Below are 16,508 nucleotides of genomic sequence, written 5' to 3' on the forward strand. Positions count from 1 at the left end.
TGGAGTTCAGGCTGATCGTCGCCGTGACGACCTCGCCGCCCTTGAGCTCGATGCCGACGATGCCGTTGACGGCACCCTTCTCGATCGAGACAACCTTGCCCTTGAGCTGGTTTCTTGCGCTGAGTTTCATGTATTCCCCTCCCTTGTTTTGTGATTCCTACAGTATAACACAAAATTCCTATAAAGTCTGTGATGAATATCACGAACTTTATAGGAATTTCTATTGGATAATTATGCTCAGCGGATAAAGACGACGTTCGTCGCGTCGAGGAAGCCGCTCGCGGAGTTCTCGAGGAGGAGGCGGTTTGCATCGCCCGCCGAGAGGACGGGGTTCGCGTTCCGGTCGACGGAGACGGCGCGCAGACGCAGCGGATTTGCACCCGCACGCGTTGCCTCCGCGTCGCTGTGCGCGTAGGATGCCATGCCGTTTGCGACGACCTTGTCAACGTCGAGGTTCTTGTAGCCGTAGATGGGCTGACCGTTCTCCGCCTTGATGACGGGGCTCATGGCGGGACGCAGTCCGAGACCCGTGCAGTCGATGATGACGCCCGTGTAGCCGCCGACAGCGCTCCCCGTGGGAACGATCTCAGCGGGGGTGACGGGTGCTGCGGATGCCGTCGGTGCAGCAGGTGTGAGCGGGGCGGCGGGCGTGACGGTCATTGCTGCGGGGGGCGTCGTCGGAGCGGCGGGTGTCACCACGGGTGCTGCGGGCATTGTCGGTGCCACCGTTGCCGCAGGATGTGCGGGACGCGTCGGCGTCGTTGTGACCGCAGGCGGGGTCTGTGCGGCAGGTGTGGTCACTGCCGCAGAGGGCGTTGCTCCCATGGCGGCCTGCAGGATGGGGGAGGAGGGCGTCTGACTCTGCGTGCGCTCATAGGTGCCGTATCCCGTGGTATCGTAGGGCACGGGCGTGTAGGGCGCGTAGACGCTCTCGGGCGCTGCCCAAGCCGCGCGGGTCTCGATGCGTGTGAAGACCGAGCTCGCGAGTGAGCCACTGCCGTAGACAGGAATCTCCATGGTGACGACGTACGAGCCGTCGCGGCGTGCACTTTCGTCAATGATCTGCGCACCCTTGATGAGTGCTGTGACATGTGTGCGGACGGTCGTGTTCATGAGCATCATGCTCTCCACGGTCGTCGTTGCATCGACATTCACGCCGTTGATCTGCTCGGCGAGCTGGCGGTAGGCGTCACTGAGTGCGGCGCGGCGTGCCAGTGCCTCTGCCTGTGTGCCGCGTGCGTCCGCCGGGGCGATGCCGAGTCCCTCGACGCGGATTTTGCCGCCGTCCCACTGTGCCGCCTCACTCGTGCCGGTCGTGCAGACGGCGAGCGCGAGCATAAGGACGGCAAGGGCGAAGGATTTTACAATGTGCATGGAATATTCCTCCTTGATTCCTATATTCAGGGAAGCACTGATAAATTCAGCGTATCCCTCTTAGCGCATTTTTGCCTGCTCTTCGGCGAAAAATCCTTCACAGAGCACGCCACTCGTTCGGCTTTCCACATTGCTCAGATGAAAAAATCTACGCCAATCGGATAGGCTTCATTTTATCAGAGATTACCACACTTTATAAAGAATATCGTAAAATAGAATAGAAAATAATGAAAAAATGATTAGCGTTCGGTGAGATTTCTGCGTACGTCTATCTACGGGGGATTTCGGTCAGTGCAGCTGTTTTGACTAAGTGCTGTGCCAGTGTGTAAGCACGGCTGCCCTCCGGCAGAGGAATGTTGGCTGTATCGGCGACGAAGCGCAGGAAATCCTCTGAGGATTTTATATGGGATGTGTCAGGGAGATGAAACATATCCGTACGGATCAAGGGCTGGCCGGCTGCATCGTAGATAAAAATATTCTGGTCATTTGCAAACAATTTTCCTGCGTTTTGCTTATGCACTCCCTCGAATGCCTGTGACATAACGATCTGTCTTCCGTCTTCCAGTTGGAAGCGCACTGCACGGGCAATATCCACAACGCGAAACCAACGGATGGGGAATCCGATCCGGATGGCGGCCTCATCGTTTGCTTCTCTGCTTTCCGTGACAACGAGCTGCAGCCACGGCATTCCCAGCATCTCGCGGAATATTTCGCTCAGTACCGGCATTGGCTGATCGGCGGGGGGGAATTCGCTGGCTGGTGTATCATGATAAAGCGCAGTGTCCATGGTGATCGTTCGGCATTCACCCACGGAGAGCGGGATTTTTCGGGCGTTCTCAGACGCTTCCCTCTGCCACTTTGCAATGGTTGCGGCGGCTTCTTCCTCCGTTTTATACGTCTGCACCCTTTCACGTGGCTGCGAAATGTCACGAACAGCGAATGTGCTCGTGTCCGATCTTGTCCCTGTGCCGTATCCAACCGTTGCACTGGCCGTGCCCGCAAGGCAGATGATGGCGGCAGTAAGGATGGCAGTCCGTATGGCGGTGTTCATGTGCGCTCCTCCGTTTCCCGTTCTTTTCTTTCCGTATTATTATAGCATGATTGGCGGAGGAATAACAGCATACAGGTGGGCATTTTAGGAATAAGATTGCAAATAGAAATCAATTATATTATAATATGCGAGAGTGGCGGGATATCCCCGCAGAACCCCTTTTTTGATGGGAGGAATTCTAATGAAGAAAAAGTTTTTGGCAGCAATGCTCGGCGCAGCGATGGGGCTCGGTATGTATGCAGCACCTGCAGATGCACACGGTGTTTTCTTTGCGAACCGTGTCGACACGAAGGCTCTCGTGCTCGGCGAGGGGCCTCTGGATAACGCCTATGATCCCGCGTGCGTGCAGCGCATCGACGCCTATGATGTGAACTTCGCGCCGACGACGGTGGAGCGTGTCGACGGGGAAAAGAACATCACGATCGTGCCGGGCGAGGATCTCGGTGTGACGGTGACGTTCTTTGACTATGGCTATTTTGCAAAGACGACGGACGGCAAGGTGATCCCGACGCGTGATTTCTCGGACATCGAGAATCTCAAGGCAGTGACCTATGCCTATAAGTACAATGTGCACTACTGGAACGAGGCTGTGAAGCCGGCGGGCATCTACAATGTGCCGATCCAGATTGTGCCCGAGGTGAACCCGCTGACGTTGCGGCGCGGCGATACGCTCCGTCTGCGCATCTACAAGGACGGTGCGCCGTATGCGAATGCGCCCGTAATCGCGGATGTGCTCGGCGACCTCACCAATGAGATGCAGGCGGATGCGAACGGCGAAATCTCTGTGCGCATTGCAAACAACGGGCTCAATGTCATCGGCGTGGAGGTTGGCTTCCCGACGGACGATCCGATCGTGACGAAGAAGATCTTCAGCTCCCTCTCGTTCATCATCCCGGCGGAGTAAAATAGTATCGAACATATAAAAAGCGCAGCGGCTCGCGTCGCTGCGTTTTTTGCGCTCTTTTTGCGGCACAACTATAGTCAAATAATAGTTGCGACAGGACAAAAGTCTGGACGACGACGGACAGCGTGATCAACTGGGCGACGTTTGGCATCGGGAATGGCGAGTCGCTGAATTTCGATGTGCCGACAGGCAAACTGCTCCTCAATCAGGTCACGGGTGCGCAGGTGTCCGACATCCTCGGCACGATGCGTCAGATGGGCGGCGGAGAGATCGCGCTTGTCAACCCGAACGGCATCCACATTGGCGGGAATGCTGTGCTGGATGTCAATACGCTGACCCTCTCCACGCTCGGCATCGGGACGAAGAACGACGCGGAGACCCTCCTCCGTCAGGGCGCGCTCGGTGCGCGTGCCATCACCGTCGATCAGGGCGCACAGTTCGAGATCGCGCGCAAGCTGAACCTCTTTGGCGGGCAGGTGAACGTTGCGGACGGCGTTGTCTTCAACCTCAACGATACCTCCGATCCGCAGGAGAGTATGCTTGAGGTTATTGCGGCAAAGGAGATGCGCTGGGAGTTCGGTGCAGACAACGACAGCGAGAAGACAACCTATACGATGGAGCGCGGCAATACGGTCGACTTCCACGGCACGGTGAATGCACGCAGCTCGCATGATGCAGAGGTCAACATCATCGGCTATGCGGTCAATGCGGATCGTGCGAATATCAGCGGTGACCGCGTGGACATCAGTCTTGCTGCAATTACCAAGGTCGAAGACGATGACCGCAGCAATGCGTCGCAGAAGTATTCGAAAATAGAGTACAGCCCTGAGAATATTGTGCGCGCGGATGGGCTGAGCATCCGTGAAAAGAAGAGCACAGATATTCAGGCGGGCAAGGTCGAGCTGAAAAACAGTACAATCGACTCGGCACGCCTTGGAATCACGGCAAGCAGCGCCGAGAGCAATACGGGGGATATTGACCATGTGCCGGGAGTGACGGCACGTCAGGTGCTGACGGCGACTGCGGACAACTCCGTCACGCTTGACAATGTGACAATCAACGGTACGACACCTCAGCACGGTGGGTATCACTGGTTCGAGATCACGGGCGGCACGGTGAATATCGCGAACTCGAACATCCACACAGAGAAAACGTTGAATATCGGCGCAGTCTCCTCTCTCGACCGTACGATGAAGAATCGTCATTGGGCAACGCCGATTGAGCTTAAAGGGACGCGTACGACCACGGGGGCGAATGCACTGAATGTGAAGAACTCCACGCTGCGCGTGACGCGCCCCGCATGGGAGTCGAATCCCTATGCCGTTCAGGCGGATCTCAATGCAAAGGATGTCAAGCTCACGGGCGGTACGGTACATCTGACCGATGTGCAGATCGACACGCCGCTCCTCGCGAACATTATGGCGGCTACGACGACGGAGGCGGAGGATGAGCCGTATGATCAGACGGCGCATACGCCGAGCACGACCGAACTGCAGGCAACGCGTACCACGCTGTCGCATACGGTCACGATTGACGGAACGAGCAATATCCGCGCGACCGATGTCGGCATCGGCGCCGGCAAGGTGACGGTCGGCAACGACGCGACCTTTACCGTCGGTGACGGCTCGGGCGGTGTCTTTGAGATCGTTGCAGGTACGCGCGTTCCCGTGGGCAGCGGAGATGTGACGACGACGGTGGCGGGCAACGATGTGCAGTTCCACGGGAAGATTCGTGGCGTCGGCATGAAGAACCAGTCGGTCGACATCGGGGGCAATCGTGTGAATCTCGACCATGCAGACATCCGCGACGTTGGGGAGGTATACGCAGTTGCAGGGAACCGCAACATCTTTACCGAGGATGCACACGGCAATGAGATGAACACCCTCTATACGGGGGCGGGGAATGCTCTGAGCGCGGACGGCCTGACGGTGGCATCAAAGAACTTTAATATTGAGGGCGGGCAGTTCACCCTCAAGAATACGACGATCAATGCCGGACGCGGCGCATTCCAGTTGGGAACGATGGAACGCGGCGCTAAGACGAAAATGTCACGCGGCGGTGCAATTCATCTCGACAACACGAAGGTCACGATGAATGAAGGCGGGGCAGACAGTGCCTTTGTCGCTGTGGGCGGCACGATGGAGCTTGTGAACGGCAGCGAGATCAAGACGCCGCATGGCTCTGCTGTCTTTATGCTGGGGAGCAGCTACGACGGAACGCAGAACAAGCTCAATGTCACGAAGGACAACAAGCTCTCGCTTTGGAACTCCAAGGTCGAGGCGCACGATCTCGTTGATATCAGCGCAGGTGGTATCGGACTGTGGCAGGGGAGCGAAGTGAACGGCAATCATGAGCTGCGCGTGGATCTGGCGAGCGCCGATACCATCCGCACGGACGGCTCGACGGGAACGCTGCAGCGCGATGCAGCTTCCCATGCGATCGAGGCGGGCGCGGAGGTGACGGCATTTACCATACCGGACGCCGATCAGCCCGTGCCGCCCGTTCCGCAGCCGCCCACGCCGCCTGTGAACCCCGAAACACCGACGCTCTCGGAGGACGATCAGGCGAACATCGCCGAGGGCAATGCAAAGGCGCAGATTGCACTCACGGAGGCGACGCAGGAGGCGCGCAGCGAGGCGCTGACCGAGACCATTGCAAAGCTCAATGAGAACGCAGCGACATCACGCCGCCAGACGGCTGGCGTTCTGGTCGGTGTCGTGCAGGCAATCGCTGAGAGCGGGCTGACGGACGCAGAGAAGCAGGAGCTGCAGATCGCGGCAGTGAACGCCTATGCACCCGTGCAGGAGGCAAAGGCAGGGCAGGACAACACTGTTTCCAGCGCAGTGGATGAGGCTGTCAGTGCGGCCGTAACGGCATCCGCCGCACCGGTCTACCCCGAGGAGTCTGAGGCGGAGGACGTCGTCTCCTTCGCGTAATAACGGTTTGTTCTGACGAAAAAGAAGGGGCTGTTGTACGGAGTCAAAACAACTTCGTGCAACAGCCCCTTCTTTGTGTTGACATCTGTACGACTTCTGGTACAATGAATGCGAAAGGATGTGATTGTATGGTGGCGGTGAATTTCTCGGCGCTGCGCAGTAATCTGAAGACGTATTGCGACGCTGCGACGCGTGATGCGGAGACGATTGTTGTGACGCGTCGGAATGAGGAGAATGTTGTGCTGATGAGCCTAGAGAGCTATAACAATCTGATGGAGAATGTGTTCCTGACGAGTGACCGCCGCAACTATGCGCATATTGTCGAGGGGATTGAGCAGCTGCGCGCGGGGCGCACGGTGATGAAGGATACGGCAGAACTGGAGCGCCTCTCCGATGAATAAGGTGTTTTCGGAGAATGCGTGGCGGGATTTCATGGAGTGGGTGCGCGAGGATCGCAAGACGGCGCGCAAGATTCACGAGCTGCTGACGGATATTGAACGCAACGGGCACGAGGGGCTAGGCAAGCCTGAGCCGCTGCGCCATGCGCTCGCGGGCTATTGGAGTCGGCGCATTACGCAGAAGGATCGGCTGATCTATACGTTCGACGAGAAAAATATCTATATCGCCGCCTGCAAGGGGCATTATGAATAAGAGCGGAGCCATGGGATGAGGCTCCGCTCTTATTCATTCAATTTCGGTGCTGCTTATACACCAATACCGCACTCTTTGCGGATCGCATTTTGCAGGAGTTTCGAGAAGTTGATATTATGCTCGCGTGCAAGGGTGTCCATCCAGCCGGGTAGGGTGACGTTCTTGCGTACGGTGCGCATGTCGTTCATCTGCCGCACGGGCAGTGTGTCCGTGCGCACGAGGGCGACGGAGGCACTCTTTGGGACTGTGAGAGTTGCGGGAGCAGACGGCACAGGTATATCGGCACACTCCTCCTCGAGATGCCAGAGTGCGAGAGCAAGCGCGTCCTCGGCGTTCTCGAACGCCTCCTCGAGATTTGCGCCGTCCGTGTAGCAGTTCGGCAGATCGGGAAAGTCAACGAGGATACCGTCCTCCTCCTCGGTAAAGATGGCGGGATAGATGTATTTCATGGAGAACCCTCCTTTATCGTATGGAGATGCCTGCGTCTCTTAGAATTTTGTGCAGCGTGCCGGTGCGTACCTCCTCGCTTGGATGGCGACCGACCATAAAGGTGTTGCCTGTGATGGGACTTCGGTACATATCGTGACGCTTGTTGTGTCCGATGAATATGCAGCCATTCTTCTTGAGTAGCCGCACAAGTTCCGCCGTCGTCATGGGCATGCCTCCTTTGCGTAAATTATACACACTAATGCGCGTTGGAGTCAAGAAGGAGGGCTAGACAATATGATATTTCTTCCACGGGATCTGGTTCAGGCGTATGCTGCTGAGAAAGTTTGCAATGTCTTTGCGTCCATAATACTCCGGTTTTCCGTCCGGCGTGAGGCTCATGAGGATGATCGGCATGCCGGGGAAGAAACGCATGAGGGCGCGGCGTGTCTGCGTGGATTTGATGGTGTAGCGCGTTACTTCGGGCGCGACGTGGATGACGGCAAAGGTCACGCCCTTCTCGATGATGACGGCGCCTTCGATGGTCATGTGAAGCTCCTTTTTGTGTAGTTCTGTTGTTGGTAGTGCTTGTTGTGCTCTTCAAAGCGCCCCTACCACCACACTGCGTGTGGTCCCCCTCCCCCCGTCTCGACGGGGGAGGCTGTGGGGCTTTCATTCTAGCAGAGCCTATCGTGCAATACAATAATAAAATGTGCGGAATGATTAAAATGATGTTGCGGAAAATGGAAGAAGCCCGTATAATATGCGATAAGGGGTATGAATCGCATCATGACGCTTTCATAGTCCTGCCTTATGATATTGACGGAAAATTTCAAAAAACTTTTCACTTATGTATACAGTTGTGGAAGGATTTTCATTTTTTGCGTCGAATGTTCTTAAGGGTACTGATATTCAACGAAGACGGCGACCGGCGTAAGACTCTGCGCCCCTTGTGGTGCAGGGGCGGTTTTCTTGCGTTTCTTGCAGGGATTGCGCCGTGGGACTGTCGGAGGAGGAATATGAGGCAGGTTTTATCGGCGTATCGGAGGCAGATCGGGCTTTCGCTTGCGGCGGCGGCGCTCCTCGGTGTGTGCGCGCTATTCCTTGCGGGGGAGTTGCGTCTCACGGGTGCTCTGCTCGCGGGCGAGGCGGCTGCTGCTCTGTACTTTGCCCAGCTGGCGCAGCGCCTCGTGCGTGCGGCACGGCTGGGGGCGGCGGGCACGTCGCAGGTGCAGATCGGGCTCGTGCTCATGCTCGTTCTGATCGGCGCTGTCCTATGGGCGGCGACGACGGCAGGTGCTATGTATTTCTTCGCGGCGGTGGGGGGATTCCTCCTCCTGCACGCGGTGATGATGGGGCAGCTGATCGTGCGGACGATACGCGCCGATAGACGGAACCGCTGATTGGCGGTTCGGTAGGTAACTGGGGGACATCCCCCCGAGGGAGGTAGAGGTTATGCACGAAATCGGTGTTCGCGAGGCAGTGCAGATCGCCGGATTTACCTTCAATTCGCAGACGCTGGTGATGACGTGGATCTCGATGGTCGTCGTCCTCTTCATCGGTTGGCTCGCGACGCGCAACCTCAGAGTTGTGCCGACGTCGAACTGGCAGATGATGATGGAGACGGTGATCGAGGCGCTTCATGACCAGGTCGAGGAGAACATGGGCCCGCGCGGGCGTGGATTCCTGTCCACGTTCATCGTGTCGCTGTTCCTGTTCCTTCTCGTGTCGAATTGGATCGGTCTGATTCCGACGATGGCATCGCCGACAAACGATCTGAACACCACATTGGGACTGGCTCTGCTGGTCATTGTCATGATGCACGTCCTGGGGCTTGCGGTGAAGGGGATGCACTATGTGGCGCATTTCTTCCAGCCGGTCGCACCGTTCATCATCATCAACATTGTCGAGGAGGTTGCGAAACCGATCACGCTGTCGTTTCGTCTATTCGGCAACATCTTGGCGGGTGAGATTCTCATTCACATCCTGCTGCAGCTTCTCGGGAATGGCTCCACCATCCCCTCGGTGATCTGGCTGGCGTTCAGTGTGTTCGTCGGCATTGTGCAGGCGCTCGTCTTTACGATGCTCTCGACGGCGTATATCGGCGCCGCAATTAAGGGCGATGCCCATTAACTCAGCGGCTCATTTTGGTGCATCTTTTTCGCCCTCTCTGCGTCGACAAATCCTCCGCATAGGTTCCACTATGCGTCCGGTTTGTCTTCTTGATAGGACAAAAAATCTGTGCCAATCTGAACCACCTCGTTTAATGCTCATCACCCCAGACCGACGGCGGTCACTAAGCTTTCTCGTGCAACATGCACATCATCTAAGATTTTGTTCAATAGTTTAAGGAGGATCTTTTCATGGAAAACGCAATCATGGTCGCAGGCGCTCTTATCGGTGCGGGTCTCTGCTTTGGTCTTGCCGCAATCGGCGCGGGCATCGGTGACGGTCTTGTCACGGGCCGCTTCATCGAGGGTCTGGCACGTCAGCCGGAGGCGGGCGGCGTTCTCTTTACGCGTACGCTGATCTCGGTCGGTCTGATCGAGGCGCTTGCCATCATCGGCGTCGTTTTCGGCATCATCATGCTCTATGCAAATCCGCTGATTAAGTAAGCACTTGGAGACAGCACGGATTTTGCAAAGGAGGCATAGGAATTGAGTGAAATTACGCAAGGACTGATTGATCTCAACGGGACGCTGCCTGTCCAAATCATCAACTTCCTGATTCTCGTTGCACTCCTGCGCGCGGTGGCGTACAAGCCGATCGTCCGCATGATGGATGAGCGTAGGGCGAAGATCGCCGAGAGCATCGAAAAGGCGGACGCAGATGCGGCCGCTGCCGAGGCGACTCTCAATGAGTACAAGGCGCAGCTCGCCGAGGCACGCACGAAGGCACAGGAGATCGTCGATCTCGCCGAGAAGCGTGCGAGCGAGGAGCGCGAGGCGAGCATCCAGGCGACGAAGCGTGAGATCGAACAGTTGAAGAAGGCGAACGAGCTGCAGATGGAGCGCGAGCGCGCCCAGGCAGTCGAACAGCTGAAGGCGGAGGTTGTCGCCCTGTCGCTCGCAGCAGCGGGCAAGATTATCCGGAAGAATCTGGAGGCAAAGGACAACGAAGCTATCATTGGCGAGTTTATCACAAAACTCGACGCGAACAAGATTGGTGATGCGCCATGCTGAACATGGAACTTGCACGCAAGTACGCACGCGCGATCTTCGAGCTTGCCTGTGAGGATCATGCGCTCAAGGAGTACGGCGCGGATCTGGGGAAGGTGCAGCAGCTCTATCATGACTGCCCGGAGCTGAAGGCGTATCTCTGCAACCCGAACATCCAGCCGGAGGATAAGAAGTCCCTCCTGAAGGAGGTGTTCGAGGGCGGCGTGCGTGAGACGGTGCTGAACTTCCTCCTCTTGCTCATCGACAAGCGGCGCATGATGGTGTTCGACGCGATCCACGCGATCTTCGGACAGCTCTCGAACGAGAAGCTCGGGATCGCCGTGGCGGATGTCACGACGGTGGACGCGCTCGCACCCGCGCAGCTGAAGGAGCTGACGGAGAAACTCGAACGCATCACGGGCAAGCAGGTATCCCTGCGCGAGCACCGCGATTCCTCGCTCATCGGCGGCGTGGTGGTGCGCATCGGCGACCGCCGCATCGACGGCAGTATCAAGGGACGTCTCGCAGCAATGACGGCAGAGTTAATGGCGAACTAGCGGGGTGACAGCGAAATATGAAAATGAATCCGGAAGAAATTACTTCCATAATCAAGGAACGAATCAAGAACTATGATGTCGATCTGAACGTCAACGATGTCGGCACGGTTCTTGAGGTCGGCGACGGCATTGCCCATATCTACGGGCTGGACAAGGCGATGGCGGGCGAGCTGCTGGACTTCGGCAACGAGGTCTACGGACTCGTGCTGAACCTCGAGCAGGAGAGCGTCGGCGCGGTTCTGCTCGGCGGCGATACGGTCATCAAGGAAGGCGACACCGTGAAGCGCACGGGACGCATCATGCAGGTGCCCGTCGGCGAGGCGATGATCGGCCGCGTCGTGGACGCGCTCGGTCGTCCGATTGACGGCAAGGGCCCCATCGACACGAAGGAGTTCCGTCCGGTCGAGTCGCCGGCACCGGGCATCGCGGACCGCAAGAGCGTTCACGAGCCGCTGCAGACGGGTCTCAAGGCAATCGACGCGCTCGTCCCGATTGGACGCGGACAGCGCGAGCTCATCATCGGCGACCGCGGCACGGGCAAGACGGCAATCGCCGTCGATACGATTCTGAACCAGAAGGGGCAGAACTGTATCTGCGTCTACGTCGCCATCGGTCAGAAGGCATCGACGGTTGCGCGCGTCGTCAAGACGCTCGAGGACGGCGGCGCGATGGAGTACACGATCGTTGTCGCGGCAACGGCGGCGGACAGCGCACCGCTGCAGTACCTCGCTCCGTATGCGGGCGTTGCGATGGCGGAGTACTTCATGTACAAGGGCGGTCATGCGCTCTGCGTCTATGACGACCTCTCCAAGCACGCGGCTGCGTACCGCGCGATGTCTCTCCTGCTCCGCCGTCCGCCCGGACGCGAGGCATACCCGGGCGACGTGTTCTACTTACACTCCCGCCTCCTCGAGCGCGCGGCGAAGCTCTCCGACGCACTCGGCGCAGGCTCCATCACGGCACTGCCGATCATCGAGACGCTCGCGGGCGACCTTTCGGCGTACATCCCGACGAACGTCATCTCAATCACGGACGGTCAGATCATGCTGGACACCGACTCGTTCTACTCGGGCATCCGCCCAGCGATCAGCGTCGGTCTCTCGGTCTCCCGTGTCGGCGGCTCCGCACAGATCAAGGCGATGAAGCAGGTCGCGGGCACGATGCGTCTGGATCTGGCGCAGTACCGCGAGCTGGCGGCATTTGCCCAGTTCGGCTCCGACCTCGACAAGGCGACGAAGGCACAGCTCGACCGCGGCGCACGCATGGTCGAGACGCTGAAGCAGGCGCAGTACAGCCCGCTCTCCGTTGCCGAGCAGGTGCTTGTCATCTTCACGGCGGTGCGCGGACACCTCACGGATATCCCCGTGGGCAAGGTTGTCACGTTCCACACGGACTTCCTCAAGTTCATGCGTTCCTCGCATCCCGAGATCGCGTCGGCGATTACGTCGCAGCAGAAGCTCGACGATGCGCTTGAGGCGAACATCACGGCGGCGATTGCGGAGTTCAAGGACACCATCTCCTACAAAGAAGCGTAAGGGGAGAGGTGACTGTATATGGCAAATTTACAGGACATCCGCCGACGCATCCGCAGCGTCAAGAGCATCCAGCAGATTACAAACGCCATGGACATGGTCGCGACCTCGCGTCTGCGCCGTGCCAAGGAGGCGGCAAACAACAACCGCCCCTACGCCGAAAAGACCTCTGCGGTCATTCGGAGCGTGGCGGCTGCGGCAAGCGGCGTCTCGCATCCACTGCTTGAGCAGCACAGTGAGGGCAAACGCCTCATCCTTGTGATCGCGGCGGACAAAGGCCTCGCGGGTGCGTATTCCAGCAATGCTCTCAAGACGGCGATGACCCTCGTTGAGGATAAATCCAACACGCAGATCGTCACCGTTGGACGCAAGGCGCGTGATTTCTTCAAGAATCGCGGCTTTGACATCGTGCACCAGCGCGTCGGCATCAGCGAGCGTCCGAAGGCACGCCACGCACAGAAGCTCGCGGCGGAGCTGATCGGCGCATTCGAGGCGGGCGGCGTGAAGGAAGTCTACATGGTCTATACGCGCTTTGTCTCGGCGATCACCTGCGTCCCCGAGATCGTGAAACTCCTGCCCTTTGAGGCGGAGAGCGAAAACGCGGCGCACGCGCAGGCACAGTACATCTATGAACCGAATGCCGAGGAGGTGCTCGGGGCACTGCTGCCGCAGTACCTGTTCACCACCATCTATGCGGCGCTCCTCCAGTCGGCGGCGAGCGAACTGAGTTCACGCATGAACGCAATGAGCAACGCGACCGACAACGCAGGCGAACTCATCGGGAAGCTCGACCTCTACTACAACAAGGTACGTCAGGCGGGCATCACGAACGAGATCAACGAGATTGTCGGCGGCGCCGAGGCACTCAAGTGACATCCATGCACAGTGCGTACATGGAGGTAAGGAGGTTTTCCATTGGCAAAAGGTAAAGTCGTACAGGTCATTGGACCTGTCGTAGATATTGAATTCCCGGCGGGCGAACTGCCGGAGATTCTGAACGCCATCAAGGTCACGGGTAAGGCCGCCGACCATGAGATTAATCTCACGGTCGAGGTCATGCAGCATCTCGGTGACAGCGTCACGCGCTGCATCGCGATGAGCTCCACCGACGGCCTGATGCGCGGCATGGACGCCGACGATACGGGCGCGCCGATCAAGGTGCCCGTCGGCGAGGCGACCCTCGGACGCGTGTTCAACGTGCTCGGCGAGCCGGTTGACCACAACCCCGAGCCCGTCGGCAACAAGGAGGCGTGGCCGATCCATCGTCCCGCACCGAAGTTCGACGATCAGGAGACATCGACGCAGATCCTCGAGACGGGCATCAAGGTCGTCGATCTGATTGCTCCGTACTCGCGCGGCGGAAAGATTGGTCTCTTTGGCGGCGCAGGCGTCGGCAAGACCGTTCTCATCATGGAGCTCATTCACAACATCGCGACCGAGCACGGCGGCTACTCCGTCTTTGCGGGTGTCGGCGAGCGTACGCGCGAGGGCAACGACCTCTGGTCGGAGATGACTGAGTCTGGCGTTATCGACAAGACCGCACTCGTCTACGGTCAGATGAACGAGCCGCCCGGAGCGCGTATGCGCGTGGCTCTGACGGGTCTGACGATGGCGGAGTACTTCCGCGACGTGCAGGGTCAGGACGTGCTGCTCTTCATCGACAACATCTTCCGTTTCATCCAGGCAGGTTCCGAGGTCTCGGCTCTGCTCGGACGTATGCCGTCCGCCGTTGGCTATCAGCCGACGCTGACGACTGACGTCGGTGCACTGCAGGAGCGTATCACCACGACGAAGAAGGGCTCGATCACGTCCGTGCAGGCGGTCTACGTCCCTGCGGACGACCTGACCGACCCCGCACCGGCTGCGACCTTTACGCATCTGGATGCAACCACCGTTCTCTCGCGTCAGATCGCCGAGCTCGGCATCTACCCCGCCGTCGACCCGCTCGACTCCACCTCGCGTATCCTCGACCCGCACGTCATCGGGCAGGAGCACTACGAGGTCGCGCGCGGCGTGCAGGCGGTGCTCCAGAAGTACAAGGAGCTGCAGGACATCATCGCCATCCTCGGCATGGAGGAGCTCTCCGACGAGGATAAGCTGACCGTCTCGCGTGCGCGTAAGATCCAGCGTTTCCTCTCGCAGCCGTTCGCGGTCGCAGAGGTCTTCACCGGCTCACCGGGCAAGTACGTTGCACTCAAGGATACGATCCGCGGCTTCCGCGAAATCCTCGACGGCAAGTACGACGAACTCCCCGAGGCTGCCTTCTACATGGTCGGTGGCATCGAAGAGGCGATCGAAAAGGCGAAGAAACTCAAAGAGGAGGAGTAACGGATGGCGACCATCAAGCTGGAGATTGTATCTCCCGACCGCATGGTCTACGCCGCCGATATCGACATGCTCATCGCCCGCTCCACGGGCGGCGAGATCGGCATCCTGCCGAAGCACATCCCCCTCGTCACGGGACTTCAGCCGCATGCCATGAAGATTCATGTCGACGCCAAGGAACAGCTCATCGCTGTGGCGGGCGGCTTCATGGAGGTCACACCCGAGAAGATCACCGTTCTCGCAACCGCTGCGGAGGAGCCGATCGACATCGACATCAACCGCGCGCAGCGCGCCTATGAGCGCGCACAGGAGCGCCTGCGCCTCCTGCACGAGAGCCCCGATACACAGGGCGGCATCATCGACGAACAGCGTGCCTCCCTCGCCCTCAAACGTGCTGTCGCACGTCTGCAGACGGCAAAAGCGCCCACACCGGGGGCGTAAGATTTGCAATGGAAACGCCCCAACCGTATTGGCTGGGGCGTTTTTGTACGTTGCTGTCGAATGATTGCAATTTCCTCCATGTTCTGATGCTCAAAAACTATGAGCTTGCTCCTTGCTGCAGGGGATCTTCGCCGTATTGATTTTTTCCCGCAGTACCTTTCTTTACCGCACAGTAGAACCAAAAACCGGACTGTACATACGACAAAATCCGAAGGACATGCTCATCATCAATCGGGAGAGACACAATACCAACAATTAAAATGAGGCGTGCCGCACCCGGACCATACCCTAGGTCTTCCAAACGGCGGACAGCGATACAATAATTCGCGATCTGGAAAACAAATGCGGTTACCATTGACAGGACTTCAAATGGCTTCGTGTCATCGAGCACGGCAAAAAGCAAGAAAAAGCAAGGGAACGCCAGACCCGCTAACACAAATGATCTCTTGATAAATCTTTTTCGATTCAAACGCCCATGAAGCTTGAAAAAATTCTCTATAATGCCCTCGTCCGGTTTACGCGGAGTGCCGCTCATTTGTGTATGCACCTCAGATGTGGCAATCGCTGAGCCGCACGCCCGACAATACTTTGTACCATCCTCAACAGGATTTCCGCAATTTTTGCAAAACATTTTCCATCGACTCCTTCTGTCATACAAGGGCGGTTTTGTTATACAGACGTCGGAGCAGAAACGGAGCCGTCATAGAGCTCGTGTGGAGCAATGTCTCTGCCATTTTTCCATTCGACAGTGAAGTCATTGACAAAGACCTGTTTGAACTCTTCCATGTTTTTGAGCGGGGTAAAAAAGGGGATGTCCAAATAGGGCTTTACATCGAAGTGTCGGTGCTCCCCGTTGGAGAAAGTCACGCTCAGGATATAATTACTTAGGGGCTTTACAGCGATAGGGTGGATTCGCATAATGTACCTCCGATCAGCGAAGTGGATCAATGCGGAACGGGAGCTGCCCATCGAGCATCAGATCGTAGTTCGCGCGCAGTTCATCCTCGTGCATCATCGTCCACGCAATGCCTCTGAACATACAGATAATGGGCATGGATAACACTTCCTTTGGGCGAGCCAATCATTCTATTAAAAGTATAATCGTTGCTCGTTCGTCGGTCAATAGAACATACCAAAATCATTATACATCTTA

General features: G+C 57.7%; 22 protein-coding genes. 13 read left to right on the plus strand and 9 right to left on the minus strand.

Features of this window, described 5'->3' with window-relative positions; all coding sequences use genetic code 11:
• The 3 genes from AXF19_RS15160 to AXF19_RS04495 form a co-directional block, all read right to left on the minus strand.
• The coding region (locus AXF19_RS15160) for a TOBE domain-containing protein (RefSeq protein ID WP_237141734.1) at positions 1 to 130 on the minus strand (130 nt) is incomplete at its 3' end.
• Positions 131 to 237: 107 nt separating this feature from the next.
• A complete protein-coding gene (locus AXF19_RS04490) occupies positions 238 to 1,374 on the minus strand; it encodes an LPP20 family lipoprotein (RefSeq protein ID WP_066845587.1) in 1,137 nt (378 codons plus the stop codon).
• Between the two features lie 268 nt (positions 1,375 to 1,642).
• Positions 1,643 to 2,425, minus strand: coding sequence for a hypothetical protein (locus AXF19_RS04495; RefSeq protein WP_066845590.1), 783 nt, complete (start codon positions 2,423 to 2,425; stop codon positions 1,643 to 1,645).
• Between the two features lie 181 nt (positions 2,426 to 2,606).
• Here AXF19_RS04495 and AXF19_RS04500 point away from each other — a divergent pair, with 181 nt between their 5' ends.
• From AXF19_RS04500 to AXF19_RS04515, 4 genes are all read left to right on the plus strand, one after another.
• On the plus strand, positions 2,607 to 3,329 hold the full coding sequence (locus tag AXF19_RS04500) for a DUF4198 domain-containing protein (protein ID WP_066845593.1): 723 nt from the start codon (positions 2,607 to 2,609) through the stop codon (positions 3,327 to 3,329).
• A 125-nt stretch (positions 3,330 to 3,454) separates the two neighbouring features.
• Positions 3,455 to 6,265, plus strand: a complete 2,811-nt coding sequence (locus tag AXF19_RS04505; RefSeq protein ID WP_066845596.1) for a filamentous hemagglutinin N-terminal domain-containing protein — start codon at positions 3,455 to 3,457, stop codon at positions 6,263 to 6,265.
• A 128-nt stretch (positions 6,266 to 6,393) separates the two neighbouring features.
• Positions 6,394 to 6,666, plus strand: coding sequence for a type II toxin-antitoxin system Phd/YefM family antitoxin (locus AXF19_RS04510; RefSeq protein ID WP_009440536.1), 273 nt, complete (start codon positions 6,394 to 6,396; stop codon positions 6,664 to 6,666).
• Positions 6,659 to 6,916: a Txe/YoeB family addiction module toxin gene (locus tag AXF19_RS04515; protein ID WP_066845599.1), complete on the plus strand. Its 258-nt coding sequence runs from the start codon at positions 6,659 to 6,661 to the stop codon at positions 6,914 to 6,916. Before AXF19_RS04510 ends, AXF19_RS04515 begins: the two co-directional genes overlap by 8 nt.
• A 53-nt stretch (positions 6,917 to 6,969) precedes the next feature.
• On the opposite strand, the gene AXF19_RS04520 is transcribed toward AXF19_RS04515, so the two are convergent.
• The 3 genes from AXF19_RS04520 to AXF19_RS04530 are packed head-to-tail and all read right to left on the minus strand — an operon-like array spanning position 6,970 to position 7,891.
• A complete protein-coding gene (locus AXF19_RS04520; RefSeq protein ID WP_066845602.1) occupies positions 6,970 to 7,365 on the minus strand; it encodes a type II toxin-antitoxin system HicB family antitoxin in 396 nt (131 codons plus the stop codon).
• A 13-nt stretch (positions 7,366 to 7,378) separates the two neighbouring features.
• Complete coding sequence (locus AXF19_RS04525; protein ID WP_066845605.1) at positions 7,379 to 7,570, minus strand: type II toxin-antitoxin system HicA family toxin; 192 nt, start codon at positions 7,568 to 7,570, stop codon at positions 7,379 to 7,381.
• Between the two features lie 60 nt (positions 7,571 to 7,630).
• Positions 7,631 to 7,891 carry a hypothetical protein gene (locus tag AXF19_RS04530; RefSeq protein ID WP_066845607.1) on the minus strand — a complete coding sequence of 87 codons (261 nt, stop codon included), beginning with the start codon at positions 7,889 to 7,891 and terminating at the stop codon, positions 7,631 to 7,633.
• A gap of 470 nt (positions 7,892 to 8,361) precedes the next feature.
• Between AXF19_RS04530 and AXF19_RS04535 the strand changes: the two genes are divergently transcribed.
• Both AXF19_RS04535 and atpB read left to right on the plus strand, forming a co-directional pair.
• Positions 8,362 to 8,745 (plus strand): hypothetical protein, encoded by a 384-nt coding sequence (locus tag AXF19_RS04535; protein WP_066850052.1) that lies wholly within the window; start codon positions 8,362 to 8,364, stop codon positions 8,743 to 8,745.
• 52 nt (positions 8,746 to 8,797) lie between these two features.
• Positions 8,798 to 9,475 (plus strand): F0F1 ATP synthase subunit A, encoded by a 678-nt coding sequence (gene atpB, locus AXF19_RS04540; protein ID WP_066845610.1) that lies wholly within the window; start codon positions 8,798 to 8,800, stop codon positions 9,473 to 9,475.
• Position 9,476: 1 nt separating this feature from the next.
• Here the strand turns inward: atpB and AXF19_RS15165 are convergent, their stop codons facing one another.
• Positions 9,477 to 9,590 (minus strand): secretion protein HlyD, encoded by a 114-nt coding sequence (locus AXF19_RS15165; protein ID WP_084784767.1) that lies wholly within the window; start codon positions 9,588 to 9,590, stop codon positions 9,477 to 9,479.
• A 115-nt stretch (positions 9,591 to 9,705) separates the two neighbouring features.
• Between AXF19_RS15165 and atpE the strand changes: the two genes are divergently transcribed.
• The 7 genes from atpE to AXF19_RS04575 are packed head-to-tail and all read left to right on the plus strand — an operon-like array spanning position 9,706 to position 15,355.
• A complete protein-coding gene (gene atpE, locus AXF19_RS04545; protein WP_006305519.1) occupies positions 9,706 to 9,957 on the plus strand; it encodes a F0F1 ATP synthase subunit C in 252 nt (83 codons plus the stop codon).
• 42 nt (positions 9,958 to 9,999) lie between these two features.
• Entirely contained in the window at positions 10,000 to 10,524 is a 525-nt protein-coding gene (gene atpF, locus AXF19_RS04550) for a F0F1 ATP synthase subunit B (RefSeq protein WP_066845613.1), read from the plus strand.
• Positions 10,518 to 11,057 carry a F0F1 ATP synthase subunit delta gene (locus AXF19_RS04555; RefSeq protein WP_066845616.1) on the plus strand — a complete coding sequence of 180 codons (540 nt, stop codon included), beginning with the start codon at positions 10,518 to 10,520 and terminating at the stop codon, positions 11,055 to 11,057. Before atpF ends, AXF19_RS04555 begins: the two co-directional genes overlap by 7 nt.
• Before the next feature lie 17 nt (positions 11,058 to 11,074).
• Positions 11,075 to 12,592, plus strand: a complete 1,518-nt coding sequence (gene atpA / locus AXF19_RS04560; protein ID WP_009655411.1) for a F0F1 ATP synthase subunit alpha — start codon at positions 11,075 to 11,077, stop codon at positions 12,590 to 12,592.
• Between the two features lie 18 nt (positions 12,593 to 12,610).
• On the plus strand, positions 12,611 to 13,462 hold the full coding sequence (atpG, locus tag AXF19_RS04565; RefSeq protein ID WP_066845619.1) for an ATP synthase F1 subunit gamma: 852 nt from the start codon (positions 12,611 to 12,613) through the stop codon (positions 13,460 to 13,462).
• Positions 13,463 to 13,504: 42 nt separating this feature from the next.
• Positions 13,505 to 14,917, plus strand: a complete 1,413-nt coding sequence (gene atpD, locus AXF19_RS04570) for a F0F1 ATP synthase subunit beta (RefSeq protein WP_066845622.1) — start codon at positions 13,505 to 13,507, stop codon at positions 14,915 to 14,917.
• Between the two features lie 3 nt (positions 14,918 to 14,920).
• Positions 14,921 to 15,355: a F0F1 ATP synthase subunit epsilon gene (locus AXF19_RS04575; RefSeq protein WP_066845625.1), complete on the plus strand. Its 435-nt coding sequence runs from the start codon at positions 14,921 to 14,923 to the stop codon at positions 15,353 to 15,355.
• Between the two features lie 97 nt (positions 15,356 to 15,452).
• Here the strand turns inward: AXF19_RS04575 and AXF19_RS04580 are convergent, their stop codons facing one another.
• Complete coding sequence (locus AXF19_RS04580; protein WP_066845628.1) at positions 15,453 to 15,986, minus strand: DUF805 domain-containing protein; 534 nt, start codon at positions 15,984 to 15,986, stop codon at positions 15,453 to 15,455.
• 38 nt (positions 15,987 to 16,024) lie between these two features.
• Positions 16,025 to 16,324, minus strand: a complete 300-nt coding sequence (locus AXF19_RS15990; RefSeq protein WP_442983840.1) for a DUF2442 domain-containing protein — start codon at positions 16,322 to 16,324, stop codon at positions 16,025 to 16,027.
• Positions 16,325 to 16,508 lie beyond the last annotated feature (184 nt).

The organism is Selenomonas sp. oral taxon 126 (assembly GCF_001683335.1).
GTDB lineage: Bacteria > Bacillota > Negativicutes > Selenomonadales > Selenomonadaceae > Centipeda.